This window comes from Streptomyces sp. NBC_01244, assembly GCF_035987325.1.
Taxonomy (GTDB): Bacteria; Actinomycetota; Actinomycetes; order Streptomycetales; family Streptomycetaceae; genus Streptomyces.
This window is the reverse complement of the sequence record NZ_CP108488.1, coordinates 6945947-6960216: the sequence shown is the minus strand read 5'-3', so window position 1 is coordinate 6960216 and position 14270 is coordinate 6945947. Positions and strand designations below refer to the sequence as shown.

At 72.1% G+C, this 14270-nt stretch carries 10 protein-coding genes and 1 riboswitch; of the genes, 4 read left to right on the top strand and 6 right to left on the bottom strand.

Annotated elements, in window-relative coordinates; all coding sequences use genetic code 11:
* Positions 1-67: 67 nt before the first annotated feature.
* Entirely contained in the window at positions 68-349 is a 282-nt protein-coding gene (locus OG247_RS31255) for an HPr family phosphocarrier protein (RefSeq protein ID WP_250746483.1), read from the top strand.
* A gap of 295 nt (positions 350-644) precedes the next feature.
* Here OG247_RS31255 and OG247_RS31250 read toward each other — a convergent pair whose 3' ends face one another.
* From OG247_RS31250 to OG247_RS31235, 4 genes are all read right to left on the bottom strand, one after another.
* Positions 645-1310, bottom strand: coding sequence for a GntR family transcriptional regulator (locus OG247_RS31250; RefSeq protein WP_327255307.1), 666 nt, complete (start codon positions 1308-1310; stop codon positions 645-647).
* A 214-nt stretch (positions 1311-1524) separates the two neighbouring features.
* A complete protein-coding gene (locus tag OG247_RS31245; RefSeq protein WP_327255306.1) occupies positions 1525-2319 on the bottom strand; it encodes a M23 family metallopeptidase in 795 nt (264 codons plus the stop codon).
* 12 nt (positions 2320-2331) lie between these two features.
* Positions 2332-2491, bottom strand: a riboswitch (cyclic di-AMP (ydaO/yuaA leader).
* 239 nt (positions 2492-2730) lie between these two features.
* Complete coding sequence (locus OG247_RS31240; protein WP_327257707.1) at positions 2731-4098, bottom strand: M16 family metallopeptidase; 1368 nt, start codon at positions 4096-4098, stop codon at positions 2731-2733.
* Positions 4099-4118: 20 nt separating this feature from the next.
* Complete coding sequence (locus OG247_RS31235) at positions 4119-5480, bottom strand: M16 family metallopeptidase (RefSeq protein ID WP_327255305.1); 1362 nt, start codon at positions 5478-5480, stop codon at positions 4119-4121.
* A gap of 248 nt (positions 5481-5728) precedes the next feature.
* Between OG247_RS31235 and OG247_RS31230 the strand changes: the two genes are divergently transcribed.
* Together OG247_RS31230 and OG247_RS31225 are read left to right on the top strand one after the other, a co-directional pair.
* Positions 5729-8185, top strand: coding sequence for a DNA gyrase/topoisomerase IV subunit A (locus OG247_RS31230; protein ID WP_327255304.1), 2457 nt, complete (start codon positions 5729-5731; stop codon positions 8183-8185).
* Positions 8186-8302: 117 nt separating this feature from the next.
* Entirely contained in the window at positions 8303-10405 is a 2103-nt protein-coding gene (locus OG247_RS31225) for a restriction endonuclease (RefSeq protein WP_327255303.1), read from the top strand.
* Between the two features lie 16 nt (positions 10406-10421).
* Here OG247_RS31225 and OG247_RS31220 read toward each other — a convergent pair whose 3' ends face one another.
* Positions 10422-11537, bottom strand: a complete 1116-nt coding sequence (locus OG247_RS31220) for a CobW family GTP-binding protein (protein WP_327255302.1) — start codon at positions 11535-11537, stop codon at positions 10422-10424.
* Between the two features lie 181 nt (positions 11538-11718).
* Positions 11719-12879, bottom strand: coding sequence for a citrate synthase (locus tag OG247_RS31215; protein WP_327255301.1), 1161 nt, complete (start codon positions 12877-12879; stop codon positions 11719-11721).
* Positions 12880-12958: 79 nt separating this feature from the next.
* Here OG247_RS31215 and OG247_RS31210 point away from each other — a divergent pair, with 79 nt between their 5' ends.
* The gene (locus tag OG247_RS31210; protein WP_327257706.1) at positions 12959-14212 is read left to right on the top strand and encodes a citrate synthase; all 1254 of its coding nucleotides are present in this window, start codon (positions 12959-12961) and stop codon (positions 14210-14212) included.
* Positions 14213-14270: the final 58 nt, after the last annotated feature.

Genomic DNA, 14270 nt, shown 5'->3' with positions numbered 1-14270 from the left:
GGTTCGACCATTCCGGACGCCGTGAGAGACTGGTCTAGACAACCGTAAGAACCTGAAGGGCATCACCATGGCAGAGCGCCGCGTCAACGTCGGCTGGGCCGAGGGCCTGCACGCTCGTCCCGCCTCGATCTTCGTCCGCGCGACGACCGCTTCCGGCGTCCCGGTGACCATCGCGAAGGCCGGCGGCGACCCCGTCAACGCCGCCTCCATGCTGGCGGTTCTGGGCCTGGGCGCCCAGGGCGGCGAGGAAATCGTCCTCTCGTCCGAGGCCGACGGCGCCGAGGCCGCGCTCGACCGCCTCGCGAAGCTGGTCGCCGAGGGGCTCGAGGAGCTTCCCGAGACCGTCTGACCCTTCGGGTTCGACCCGCAGGACTCGCAGACTTGCAGGACTTGCAGGACTTGCACGGCGAAGCCGTTGCCCCCGACCGTCAGGGTCGGGGGCAACGGCTTCGCTGCGTTTCGCGCGGGAATCGAGAATCCGGCCGGCCCGCCGGTTCGCCGGCCCGGGCGGAAATACGGAAGTACACACACCGCTATTCCGTCAGACCGCTATTTCGGCACACCGGTTCCGGCGGCGGAACAAAGCGCGAGGCACCGGGCATCAATTACCCGCCCGGATATCCCACCTTTGTATACGGGCTTTGTTAATGCGGAACGCTTGCCGTGTTTACGGCAGGTTGCAAAGTCCTCACGCGCAGCCGGTGCGCCCCCGCCGCCCGGTCCACGTGCACCGCGGTCAGCGCCCGGGCCCGCTCGGCGTCACCCCGGGCCACCGCGTCCACGATCGCGCCGTGCTCCGCCCAGGACTCCACGGGCCGCACCGGGGCCTCCACCACGTACATCCACGCCACCTTGTGGCGCATCTGGGTGAGCAGCGCGATCAGCCCGGGGCTGCCCGAGGCCTGGGAGAGCGTCTCGTGGAACCAGCCGCCCAGGGAGCGCAGATCCTCCCCCTGCCCCCTCCTGGCCCGCTCCTGGCCCAGCCTGACCAGGCCGCGCAGCACCTTGAGGTGGGCCTCGCTGCGCCGCCTGGCCGCCCGGGCGGCCGCGAGGGGCTCCAGGAGCATCCGCAGCTCCAGGAGGTCGGCCGCCTCCTGTTCGGTCGGCTCGGCCACGCAGGCGCCCGCGTGCCGCCTGGTGGTCACGAACCCCTCGGACTCCAGCGTGCGCAGCGCCTCGCGCACCGGAACGCGCGAGACTCCGTACCGGCGGGCCAGCACCTCCTCGGTCAGCCGGCCGCCGGGCCCGAACACCCCGGAGACGATGTCGTCGCGGATCGCTGTGCATACCGTGTGCGCGGGAATACGCAAGACCGGACCTCCGCCTTTTTCGTATGACTGTGCGCGTTGCGACTCTATTGCAACACACGATAATTTCCGAGGGCGGCCGGAAATACGAAACATTCACAGAACGCGGAACGCGGAGCGCGAAGCCCACGACGAGAAGGCCACGGCGAGATGCGCGAAGGCCCCGGCTCGAAGAGAGCCGGGGCCTTCGCGGAAGACGTGCGGTGGGGCGAGCGGGTCAGACGGTGACGCCGTGCGAGCGCAGGTACGTGACCGGGTTGATGTCCGAACCGTAGTCGGCGCCGGTGCGGGCCTCGAAGTGCAGGTGCGGGCCGCTGGAGTTGCCGGTGGAGCCCGACAGGCCGATCTTCTGGCCCGGGGTGACCTGCTGGCCGACGGAGACGCTCAGCGAGGACATGTGGCCGTACTGGGTGTACGTGCCGTCGGCGTGCTTGATGACGACGTTGTTGCCGTACGCGCCGCCGTAGCCCGCCTCGACCACGGTGCCGAGGCCCACGGCGTGCACCTCGGTGCCGGAGGCGGCGCGGAAGTCGATGCCGGTGTGGCTGCCGGAGGACCACATGCCGCCACCCGCGTGGTACTGGGTGCTGACGTAGGTGTTGTCGAGCGGCGACACGAAGGTGTTGAGGCGCTTGCGCTCCTCTTCGCGGGCGGCGCGCTCGGCGGCCTCGCGCTCGGCCTTGGCCTGCGCTTCGGCCTTCGCCTTGGCCTCGGCGGCCCGCTGCCGGGCGTCGGCCTCCGCCTGCGCCTTGGCGGCGGCGGCATCGGCCGCGCGCTGCTGGGACTGGGCCTGGGCCTCGACGTCACCGGCGAGCTCGTCGGCCACCACGATGGTGTTGAGGGCGCCGGTGTCCTCGACGGAGGGGGACTGGTCCGCGGCGAACGCGGGACCGGCCAGGGAGCCGACGACGCCAGTGGCGGCGAGGGCGGCTATGCCGGCGTAGCCGGCGGTCCTGCGGCTCATACGGCTCGGACCACGGTGCTTGCCGGCGGCACTACTGCCAAACGCCATGAAGGGGCTGATCCTTTCCTTCCCTCTCGCCTACCGGGTTAGCTGACGGGTTCGGAGCAGGAAGGTCTCCTACGGGCCCCCTCTTGCGAGGCGGTCCGATTCACCCCAGGGACACAAGTGGGTCCCCGGCTCCCCAGGCTCGCGCCTGACGGGGACTCGGCGATCGCTGTCCGGTGCCGCGGACGCGGCGGTTACAACTGACGAACAGCACGGCCGACGCTAGGCGGATCATCAGCCAATCACCAAACAGACACGCCCTTTTGTTGCGTACGCCACACCACATACAAGCAACCACACCACTAAAGGGACAATGCAGACGAAAGGGGCCCTGGTGGGCAATCCACCAGGGCCCCTTGCCCGAAACCCTTGTACGGCCGGTCAGTTGGCGCCCCGCCGGCAGTCAACGGACGGTCAGTTGGTGACCACGGTCACTTCGCCGATCCCCAGGGCCCGCACCGGCTCCGCGATCTGCGAGGCGTCACCGACCAGCACGGTGACCAGCCGGTCCACCGGGAAGGCGCTGACGACCGCCGAAGTGGCCTCCACGGTCCCGGTTTCGGCGAGCCGCGCGTACAACTGCGCCTGGTAGTCGTCCGGCAGCTCCTGCTCGACCTGGTCGGCGAGCGTGCCCGCGACGGAGGCCGCCGTCTCGAACTTCAGCGGGGCCACGCCCACCAAGTTCTGCACGGCCACGTCCCGTTCGGCGTCGGTCAGGCCGCCCGCCGCGAGGGTGCGCAGCACCGTCCAGAGGTCGTCCAGGGCCGGGCCGGTGTTCGGGGTGTCCACCGAGCCGCTGATGGCCAGCATCGAGGCGCCCTTGCCGTCGGCGGTGGAGCGCAGCACCTGGCCGAAGGCGCGCACGCCGTACGTGTACCCCTTCTCCTCGCGCAGCACCTTGTCCAGCCGGGAGGTGAGGGTGCCGCCCAGGCAGTACGTGCCGAGCACCTGGGGCGCCCAGACCCGGTCGTGCCGGTCGGCGCCGATGCGGCCGATCAGCAACTGCGTCTGGACCGCGCCGGGCCGGTCCACGATGACCACGCGGCCCGTGTCGTCGGCGGTGATCGGCGGGACCGGGCGCGGGGCGGTGGTGTCACCGGTCCACGCGCCCAGGGTGTCGGCCAGGACGGCGTCCAGGTCGATTCCGGTCAGATCGCCGACGACCACCGCGGTGGCGGTCGCGGGGCGCACGTGGGCCTCGTAGAAGGCGCGTACGGCCGCGGAGTCGATGCGGGCGACCGTCTCCTCGGTGCCCTGGCGCGGGCGGGACATCCGCAGGGAGGCCGGGAAGAGCTCCTTCGAGAGCTGCTTGGCGGCGCGGCGCTGCGGGTTGGCGCTCTCGTGCGGGATCTCGTCGAGCCGGTTGCGCACCAGCCGGTCGACCTCGGCGTCGGCGAAGGCCGGTGCGCGCAGCGCCTCGGCGACCAGGCCCAGCGCCTTGTGCAGGCGGGAGGCCGGGACCTCCAGGGAGACCCGCAGGCCGGGGTGGTCGGCGTGCGCGTCGAGGGTGGCGCCGCAGCGCTCCAGCTCGGCGGCGAACTCCTCGGCGGAGCGCTTGTCGGTGCCCTCGGACAGGGCACGGACCATGATCGTGGCCACGCCGTCGAGGCCCTCGGGCTCCGCGTCGAGCGGGGCGGCGAGGTTGATCTCGACCGCGACCACCTGCTGGCCCGGGCGGTGGCAGCGCAGCAGGGTCAGGCCGTTGGCCAGTACCCCGCGCTCGGGGGCCGGGAAGGCCCACGGCTGCGGCTCGCCGGCCTCGGGGCGCGGGTGGAAGGTCATCGTGACGGCTGCGGTGTCGCTCACTGCTCCGCCCCCTCGTTCTCGTCGCTCGCGTCGGTCTCTTCGGTCTCGTCGGTGTCTTCCGCCGCGATCGGCTCGTAGACGAGCACCGCGCGGTTGTCGGGGCGCAGTCGGGCCGCGGCCACGGCCTGCACCTCCTCGGCGGTGATGTCGAGGACGCGCTGGACGGCGGTCAGGGCGAGCTGTGGGTCGCCGAACAGCACCGCGAAGCGGCACAGTTCGTCGGCGCGGCCCGCCACCGTGCTCAGCCGGTCCAGCCACTCGCGCTCCAGCTGGGCCTGCGCGCGCTCCATCTCCTCGGCCGTCGGGCCCTCGGCGGCGAACCGCGCGAGCTCCTCGTCGACGGCCGCCTCGATGGCGGGTACCTCGACCCCGCTGGAGGTCTTGACGTCCAGCCAGCCCAGCGAGGGCGCCCCGGCGAGGCGCAGCATGCCGAAACCGGCCGCTACGGCGCTCTGGTCGCGGCGCACCAGGCGGTTGTGGAGCCGGGAGGACTCGCCGCTGCCCAGGACGGTCAGCGCCACGTCGGCGGCGTCGCATTCGCGGGTGCCGTCGTGCGGGAGCCGGTAGGCCGCCATCAGCGCGCGGGCCGGGACCTCCTCGACGACCTCCTCGCGCAGCTGCTCCCCCATGATCTCGGGCAGCGAGCCGTCGCGCGGCGGCTGCTTGCCGTCGTGGCCGGGGATGGTGCCGAAGTACTTCTCGACCCAGGCGAGCGTCTTCTCGGGGTCGATGTCGCCGACGACCGAGAGCACCGCGTTGTTGGGCGCGTAGTACGTACGGAAGAACGTGCGCGCGTCCTCCAGGGACGCGGCGTCCAGATCGGCCATGGAACCGATCGGGGTGTGGTGGTACGGGTGGCCCTCCGGGTAGGCCAGGGCCGTCAGCTTCTCGAAGGCCGTGCCGTACGGGACGTTGTCGTACCGCTGGCGGCGCTCGTTCTTGACGACGTCCCGCTGGTTCTCCATGGACTCGTCGTCCAGGGCGGCCAGCAGCGAGCCCATCCGGTCGGCCTCCAGCCACAGCGCGAGCTCCAGCTGGTGGGTCGGCATCGTCTCGAAGTAGTTGGTCCGCTCGAAGCTGGTGGTCCCGTTGAGGGAGCCGCCGGCTCCCTGGACCAGTTCGAAGTGGCCGTTGCCGGAGACGTTCTGCGAGCCCTGGAACATCAGGTGCTCGAAGAGGTGAGCCAGGCCCGTACGTCCCTTGACTTCGTGGCGCGAGCCGACGTCGTACCAGAGGCAGACCGCGGCGACCGGGGTCAGGTGGTCCTCGGACAGCACCACGCGCAGGCCGTTGGCCAGCCGGTGCTCGGTCGCTGTGAGGCCGCCGGAGCCTGCGTGAGCTGTGGCCGTGTGACCCATGGGCATGTGGTCCCTTCGATCGCGATGCAAAGATTCCTGTCAGACCTGCCACTGTATGCAAGCGCGTCGGGGCGCGGAGAAGTTCCCGGCCCAGTCCTGGGTCGGAGTCGGCGTTGTCGGTGCCTCGGGCCACAATGGTCCGCGTCACCCCTGTCCGAAACCGCCCGCCCGACCGTCCCAGCCCCGTCCCACCCCCACCCCGTGAGAGCTCAGCTCATCCCGATTCTTGGTTAAGGAGCCGCGCAGCGATGGCCCGCCGCAGCACGAAGACCCCGCCGCCGGAGGATTTCGAGGAGAAGATCCTCGACATCGACGTCGTCGACGAAATGCAGGGCTCCTTCCTCGAGTACGCGTACTCGGTGATCTACTCCCGCGCCCTGCCCGACGCCCGCGACGGCATGAAGCCGGTGCACCGGCGCATCGTCTACCAGATGAACGAGATGGGCCTGCGCCCCGACCGGGGGTACGTGAAGTGCGCCCGTGTCGTCGGCGAGGTCATGGGCAAGCTGCACCCGCACGGCGACGCGTCGATCTACGACGCCCTCGTGCGCATGGCGCAGCCCTTCTCCATGCGGCTCCCGCTGGTCGACGGCCACGGCAACTTCGGCTCGCTCGGCAACGACGACCCCCCGGCCGCGATGCGGTACACCGAGTCGAAGATGGCCGACGCCGCCTCGCTGATGACGGACGGGATCGACGAGGACACCGTCGACTTCGCCGCGAACTACGACGGCCAGGAGCGCGAACCGGTCGTCCTGCCGGCGGCGTACCCGAACCTGCTGGTCAACGGCGCGTCCGGCATCGCCGTGGGCATGGCCACCAACATGGCCCCGCACAACCTCGGCGAGGTCATCGCGGCCGCCCGCCACCTGATCCGCTACCCGGAGGCGGACCTGGAAGCGCTGATGCGCTTCGTACCGGGTCCCGACCTGCCCACCGGCGGCCGGATCGTGGGCCTCTCGGGCATCAAGGACGCCTACGAAAACGGTCGCGGCACCTTCCGGATCCGCGCCACGGTGGCCCTGGAGGACGTGACCCCGCGCCGCAAGGGGCTGGTCGTCACCGAACTGCCCTTCACGGTCGGCCCCGAGAAGGTCATCGCGAAGATCAAGGACCTGGTCGGCTCCAAGAAGCTCCAGGGCATCGCGGACGTCAAGGACCTCACGGACCGCTCGCACGGCCTGCGCCTGGTCATCGAGATCAAGAACGGCTTCCACCCCGAGGCCGTGCTGGAGCAGCTGTACAAGCTGACGCCGATGGAGGAGACCTTCGGCATCAACAACGTCGCGCTGGTCGACGGGCAGCCGCTGACGCTCGGCCTCAAGGAGCTGCTGGAGGTCTACCTCGACCACCGCTTCGAGGTCGTGCGCCGGCGCAGCGAGTTCCGCCGCGGGAAGCGGCAGGGCCGCCTGCACCTGGTCGAGGGCCTGCTCGTGGCGCTCCTCGACATCGACGAGGTCATCCGGATCATCCGGGACAGCGACAACTCCGCGCAGGCCAAGGAGCGCCTGATGGAGCGCTTCTCGCTGAGCGAGATCCAGACCCAGTACATCCTGGACACCCCGCTGCGCCGGCTCACCCGCTTCGACCGGATCGAGCTGGAGTCCGAGCGCGACCGGCTGGCCGGCGAGATCGACGAGCTGACCGGGATCCTCGACTCCGACAGCGAGCTGCGCAAGCTCGTCTCGGCGGAACTGGCCGCGGTCTCGAAGAAGTTCGGCACGGAGCGCCGTACGGTGCTGCTGGAGTCGGCGGGCACGGCGGTCGCGGCGGTCCCGCTCGAGGTCGAGGACACCCCGTGCCGGGTGCTGCTGTCCTCCACCGGGCTGCTCGCCCGCACGCCGAACGCCGACCCGCTCCCCGAGGAGGAGGGCGGTGCGCGCGCCAAGCACGACCTGATCGTCTCGCAGGTCGCCGCCACCGCGCGGGCGGACGTCGGCGTGGTCACCTCGTACGGGCGGCTCCTGCGGCTGGCGGTGATCGACCTGCCGCAACTGCCCGACACCCACGCCGCGCCGAACCTGGCGGGAGGCGCCCCGGTCACGGAGTTCCTCTCCGCGCTGGAGCCCGACGAGAAGGTCATCTGCCTGACCTCGCTGGACGAGTCCGGGCAGGGTCTGGCGCTCGGCACCGAGCAGGGCGTGGTCAAGCGGGTCGTGCCGGACTATCCGGCCAACAAGGACGAGCTGGAGGTCATCACCCTCAAGGACGGTGACCGGATCATCGGAGCGGTCGAGCTGCGCACGGGCGAGGAAGACCTCGTCTTCGTCACCGACGACGCCCAGCTGCTGCGCTACCCCGCGGGCCAGGTCCGTCCGCAGGGCCGCCCGGCGGGCGGCATGGCGGGCATCAAGCTCGCGGACGGCGCAAAGGTGATCCACTTCTCGGCGGTGGATCCGGCGCGCGAGGCCGTGGTGTTCACGGTGGCGGGCTCGCACGGGACGCTGGACGACTCCATGCAGTCCGGGAAGCTGACCCCGTTCGACCAGTACCCGCGCAAGGGCCGGGCCACCGGCGGCGTGCGCTGCCAGCGCTTCCTGAAGGGCGAGGACGTCCTGCTGCTGGCCTGGGCGGGCGCATCCCCGGTCCGCGCGGCGGCGGCGAACGGCACTCCGGCCCTGCTGCCGGCCGTGGACCCGCGCCGTGACGGCTCGGGCACGGCGCTGCCGTCCGTGGTCGCGGCGCTGGCGGGTGCGGCGCTGTAGGAGGTTGCAGGTCATTCGGGTGGTGCTGCCGTGACGACTGGGCGGACGTACCACCCGAATGGCGACTAGTGTTTTCCCTCTTGGCACTGTCGGGTGGGGCGGGGAGACACAGAACTGATGAGTCGTCGGGCGGGCGGATTGATCAGTGACTGGGCGGAAGCCCAGCGCCGGACGCAGCAGACGCAGCTGATCCAGCAGCGTGAGGCCGAACGCCGGCAGCGGACGTACGAACGGGACGTGGCCCGGGGTCAGCGCCAGCAGCAGGCCGCCCACAAACAGCACCGCGAGGCCGAGGCCCGGCGGGCGACCGAGCAGCTCGATGCCCAGGTCGCGGCCCTGCAGGGGCTGTTGGCCGCCGGCTGCCGGGCCCCGGCGTTCCGGCTGGCCGACCTCGTCAGGCCCGAGCGGCTCGAACCCTTCGATCCCGGGACCCTGGCACACCCCGTACCGCTGCCGCAGCTGCACCACTTCCAGCAGCAGAGCAGCGGCTGGACGCTGGGCTCGAACCGGCGGGCGCAAGCGGAGCGGGAGGCGCACGCCCGGTACACCCAGGCCTGGCAAGAGGCTCAGGCCGCGGAGGCCCAGCGGAGGCAGCAGCTGGCGGCGTACCGGCAGCAGTACGACCGCTGGGCGGCCGAGCAGCTCGCCGGGATCCGCGGGCACAACGGCGGGCTCACCGAGCTGGCCGGGGCGCTGCGCGCGGGCGACGCGGAGGCCGCGGTGGAGTACTTCTCGGCGGCCCTGTACGCCTCGGCCGGCTGGCCGGAGAACCTACCGCGACAGGTGTCGGCGGCCTACGACCCCGCACGGCGCCAGCTCGTATTGGACTGGGAACTGCCCGGCTACGAGGTGGTGCCGGAGGCCAAGTCGGTGCGGTACGTGCCGAGCACGGACCAGGACAAGGAGACGGCCCGCCCGGCCACGCAGCGGCGGGCGGTCTACCGGGACCTGCTGGCGCAGTGCGTGCTGCTGGTGGTGCGCGATCTGTACGCCGCCGACGAGTTCGGCGTGCTGGAGTCGGTCGTCGTCAACGGATTCGTGGACGCCCACGATCCGGTGACGGGACGGGAAGCGCAGCTCGTACTGGCCTCGGTGTCGGCGGCGCGGTCCGCTTTCACCGGGCTGCGGCTGGAGCTGGTGAGCGCGGTGGACTGCCTGGTGGAGGGGCTGGGCGGGCAGTTGTCCGCGCGGCCGGACCAGTCGGCCGTCGTCCGCCCGGAACGCCGGCCCGGCGAGGTCGGCGGTGTCGTCAGCCACGGCGGGCATGCGGGCCGCGACCAGCACGAGAACGAGGACGACGAGCCGGACCTCTTCGCGATGGACCCGATCGCCTTCGAGAACCTGGTCGCGGAGCTGTTCCGGGCGATGGGCATGGAGGCGGTGACCACGCAGCGGTCCGGTGACGGCGGCGTGGACATCGAGGCGAACGACCCGTCCCCGATCACGGGCGGGCGGATCGTGGTGCAGGTCAAGCGCTACCGCAACACCGTGTCACCGACGGCGGTCCGGGATCTCTACGGCACGGTGCAGGACAAGGGCGCGAACAAGGGGGTGCTGGTCACCACCGCGACCTTCGGCCCCACCTCGTACACCTTCGCCAACGGCAAGCCGCTGGAGTTGGTTCCCGGGGCCGCGCTCGTGGAGCTGCTGCACCAGCACGGGCTGCGCGGCCGTCTCGGCCCGGGCGCGGCGCCCTCGATACCGGCCCAGCGGGCGGCCGAACCGGAGCCCGCCGAGGATCACAACGTGCTCGGCATGTCCTGGGCGGGGTCGGTCGCGCTGGACGTGTGCGCGCTGGTCTGCGAAGGCAACCGGGTGCTGAGCGAGGACCACTTCGTTTTTTTCAACAACCCGAACACCCCCGACGGTTCGGTACGGACCCACGCGCACGCGGCGCCCGACAAGGCGGCACTGCTGGTCGTCTTCGACGCGTTGCCGCAGCGGGCCGACCGGCTGGTCCTCGTCGCCGCGATCGACCCCGAGGTCAATCCGCACGCCGATCTGGCCGGCTTCACCGACGCCCGGATCCGGCTGCTGGGGCCGGCCGGCGAGGAGCTGGGCCGGCTGGAGGTCTCCGACGGCCGCGCCGGGGAGACCGCCCTGGTCCTCGGCTCCTTCCGGCGCCGTCCGGGCGGCGACTGGGACTTCGTCCTCGGCGGCAAGGGCTACCGGGGCGGCCTGGAACCCCTCCTCGGCGACTTCGGCATCGAGGTCGCCTGAGCGCCGCCGGCTGCTCTCAGAAGTCCTCGGGGTCGGCGTCCGGCTCGGGCTCCGGGCCGGGCTCGGGCTCCTGCGCCGCCGGGCGGTCCACGTAGCGCAGGACTCCCCACATGGATTCCGGTCCGGCTCGCCACGGCTCCGGTTCGCGGCAGCTCTCCAGCTCGCGGAGCAGGGCGGGGCCGTCGGTGCCCGAGCCGATCAGGACGAGCTGCGTCAGGCGCGGTTCGCCCCGGCCCCAGGGGTGCGGGGCGAAGCGGAGGAAGCGGCCGACCGCTTGGACCTCGTAGCGCTCCTCGTGGCCGGGGACGCCGAAGTGGACCGAGCCCTTGATCCGGTAGAGGCCGGCCGGGCGGCGGTCGAGGAACTCGATGAACCGGCGCGGACCGAGGGCCTGCTCGGACACGAACTCCGTGCTCGCGTAGGCGGCGTGGACGTGACCGGAGTGATCATCGCCATCGCCGTCGTGGCCGTCGGCGTGGTCGTGCGCGTGCGCCAGCAGGTCCTCGAAGGAGAGCTGGCCGCGCGTCTCGGTCCACGGGCGGCGGTCGAAGAGCAGTTCCGGGTCGATCCGTCCGTGGTCCGCGCCGACGACCGGGATCCCCGGTGCGCAGAGCGCGGCGAGCGCGCCCTCGATCCGGGTGCGTTCGGCGGCGTCGATCCGGTCGGTTTTGTTGAGCACCACCAGGTCGGCGACGGCCAGGTGCCGGTCGGTCTCGGGGTGCTTGGCCCGGGTCGCGTCGAATTCCGCCGCGTCGACGATCTGCACCATGCCGCCGTAGCGGACGGCCGGATTCTCGTTGGCGACGAGCATCCGGACCATCTCTTCGGGCTCCGCCAGCCCGCTCGCCTCGATGACGATGACGTCGATGCGGTGGACGGGGTCGGCGAGCTTCTCCAGGTACGCGTCCAGCTCGCTGCCGTCCACCGCGCAGCACAGGCAGCCGCCGCCGAGGGAGACCATCGAGTCGCCGACCTGCCCGGCCACCGACATCGCGTCGACCTCGATGGAGCCGAAGTCGTTGACGACGACCCCGATGCGGGTGCCGCCCCGGTTGCCGAGGAGGTGGTTGAGGACGGTCGTCTTGCCGGATCCGAGGAAGCCGGCGAGGACGATGACGGGGATGCTGTTCACCCGGTCGATCGTAGCCAGTGCTTTGGCCGGGAAGGTTTGCCGGGGCGCGGCGTCCGGTGCGGTGCATCGCAAGGCGGAGGACCACGGCTCGTACCGGACGTACTTCCGTGGTCCGACAACGCGGCGAGGTGCCGTGCCGGGCGTCGCGCCCCGGCAAACCATCCCAGTCACAGCACTGGCGTCAGCCGAGGGCGGGGACCGGCTGTGGCGGGGTCGGGCCGGTGTAGCGGGCGGCCGGTCGGATGATCTTCGAGTCGGCGGCCTGCTCCAGCACGTTCGCGCTCCAGCCGACCACGCGGGCCGCGCAGAAGGTCGGCGTGAACATCTCGCGCGGCAGCCCGCACAGCTCCATGACCACGCCCGCGTAGAACTCCACGTTGGTGTGCAGTTCCCGGCCCGGCTTGAGCTCGGCGAGGATCTCCTCGACGTGCCGCTCGACCTCCACGGCGAAGTCCACGAGCGGGCCGCCGAACTGCAGGGCGATCCCGCGCAGCATCCGCGAGCGGGGGTCCTCGGTGCGGTAGACGGGGTGTCCGAAGCCCATGATCCGGTCGCCCGCCAGGACCCGCTCGCGGATCCACGGGTCGATCCGGTCGGCCGTGCCGATGGCGTCCAGGGTGTCCAGGGCCCGGCTGGGGGCGCCGCCGTGCAGAGGGCCGGAGAGCGCGCCGACCGCCCCGGTGAGGCAGGCCGCGACGTCTGCGCCCGTGGAGGCGATCACGCGGGCGGTGAAGGTGGAGGCGTTGAAGCCGTGGTCGATCGTGGAGATCAGGTACCGCTCCACCGCGCGGGCCCTGACCCGCTCGGGTTCCCGGCCGGTCAGCATGTAGAGGTAGTTGGCGGCGTGGGGGAGGTCGTCCCGCGGCTCCACCGGTTCCAGCCCCTGGCCGAGCCGGTACAGGGCGGTGAGCAGGGTCGGTACGGCGGCGCAGGCGGCCAGCGCGTCGGCGGCCCGGCGTTCGGGGGTCAGGTCGTAGAGCGGGCGGAAGCCGGCGCTGGCGCCGAGCAGCGAGAGCGCCGTGCGCAGTCCGGAGAGCGGGCCGGACAGGGCGGTGGCGCGGGCCAGGGCGGGCAGGGCGTCCCGGACTTCGGCGGGGAGCCGGCGCAGCGGGGCGATCTCGGCGGCGAAGGCGGCCCGTTCGGCGGCGTCGGCCGGCAGGGTCCCGCGGAACATCAGGTGCCACACGTCCTCGAAGGTGCGGCTCCCGGCGAGCTCGACGGCCGAGTACTGGCGGTAGTGGTAGAAGCCCTCACGGCCTCGGACGTCACCGAGCCGGGTCTCGGTGACCACGACTCCCGCGAGTCCGCGGGGGCTTTCGGCGGGTACGACGGTGGTGTTCATGGATCGACCATCCACGATGGACTCAATCACTGTCAATATTGATCCGATCAATATATGTAGGGTGTGCGTCATGAGCGTCATGAACGACGAGCCCGGTGAACGAAGGATCGCCACCCAGGAAGCGGCCCGGCTGCTGGGGGTGAAACCCGCGACCGTGTACGCGTACGTCAGCCGCGGCCAGCTCACGAGCCGCCGCGACCCGGTCGGACGCGGCAGCAGTTTCGACGCCCGCGAGGTGGAGGCCCTGGCCCGGCGCAGCCGGCGCGAGGCGGCCGGGCCCTCCGGTTCCGCCGCCTCCGCCGGGGAGCTCTCCGTACGCACCGCGCTCACCCTCATCGAGGCCGACCGCTACTACTTCCGCGGTGTGGACGCCGTGGAGCTGGCCTCGCGGTACCGCTACGAGGAGGTCGCCGAGTGGCTCTGGACGGGGACCCTGGTGCGCGGGGCCCGGTTCACCGCTCCCCCGGAGTCCCTCGCCGCGGCCCGGCGGGCCGTCGCCGCGCTGCCCGAGCACAGCGGTCCCATCGACCGGCTGCGGGTGGCCGTCGCCGCCGCGGCGGTCGCGGACCCGCTGCGCTTCGACCTGTCCGCGCCGTCCGTACTGGGCTCCGCGCGCTCCCTGATCCCCACCCTGGTCGGCGCCCTGCCCGAGGTGGGCCCGGCGCAGTGGGGCGGGGACGGCCGCCTCTCCCGGCAGCTGTGGCCCCGGCTCTCCGCCCTGGACCCCGATCCGGACGCACTGGCTGTGCTCGACCTGGCCCTGGCCCTGCTGACCGACCACGATCTGGCCGCCTCGACCCTGGCCGTACGGGTGGCCGCGTCGGCGCGCGCGCATCCGTACGCGGTGGTCTCGGCCGGGCTCGGCGCGCTGGAAGGCCCCCTGCACGGCGCGGCCGGGCGGCTCGCGCACCGGATGCTCACGGAGGTGCTGGAGCGCGGCGGCGCCGCCCCGGTGGTGGCGGAGTACCTGCGGGCCGGGCGCCGCGTACCCGGGCTCGGGCACCGGCTGTACGCGGCCGAGGACCCGCGGGCGACGGCGCTGTTCGCTCGGCTGGAGCCGCTGGCGCAGGCCGGTCCGGCGCTGGGCGCGGCGCGCGAGGTGGCCGGGGTGATGGCCCGGCACGGCGGCGGCCTGTACCCCAACGTGGACCTGGCGCTCGCGGTGCTGACGGTCTCCTGCGGGATGGCCCCGGAGGCCGGGGAGACCGTCTTCGCGGTGGCCCGTACGGCCGGGTGGATCGCGCACGCCCTGGAGGAGTACGAGGAGCGCCCGCTGCGGATGCGACCGAGCGGGCAGTACCACGGGCCCCGCCCGCCACAGCCGTTGCCGTGACGGGCGGGGTGTTCCCGGGTGCTCGAAGGCCGGGCGGCCGACGCGGGGAACAGGTGGT

What these genes read in the sequence shown, in the direction of transcription:
- OG247_RS31255 (WP_250746483.1), top strand. Translation starts at nt 68, where the DNA reads ATGGCAGAGCGCCGCGTCAACGTCGGCTGGGCCGAGGGCCTGCACGCT.
- OG247_RS31245 (WP_327255306.1), bottom strand. Translation starts at nt 2,319, where the DNA reads ATGGCGTTTGGCAGTAGTGCCGCCGGCAAGCACCGTGGTCCGAGCCGT.
- OG247_RS31240 (WP_327257707.1), bottom strand. Translation starts at nt 4,098, where the DNA reads ATGACCTTCCACCCGCGCCCCGAGGCCGGCGAGCCGCAGCCGTGGGCC.
- OG247_RS31235 (WP_327255305.1), bottom strand. Translation starts at nt 5,480, where the DNA reads ATGGGTCACACGGCCACAGCTCACGCAGGCTCCGGCGGCCTCACAGCG.
- OG247_RS31230 (WP_327255304.1), top strand. Translation starts at nt 5,729, where the DNA reads ATGGCCCGCCGCAGCACGAAGACCCCGCCGCCGGAGGATTTCGAGGAG.
- OG247_RS31225 (WP_327255303.1), top strand. Translation starts at nt 8,303, where the DNA reads ATGAGTCGTCGGGCGGGCGGATTGATCAGTGACTGGGCGGAAGCCCAG.
- OG247_RS31215 (WP_327255301.1), bottom strand. Translation starts at nt 12,879, where the DNA reads ATGAACACCACCGTCGTACCCGCCGAAAGCCCCCGCGGACTCGCGGGA.
- OG247_RS31210 (WP_327257706.1), top strand. Translation starts at nt 12,959, where the DNA reads ATGAACGACGAGCCCGGTGAACGAAGGATCGCCACCCAGGAAGCGGCC.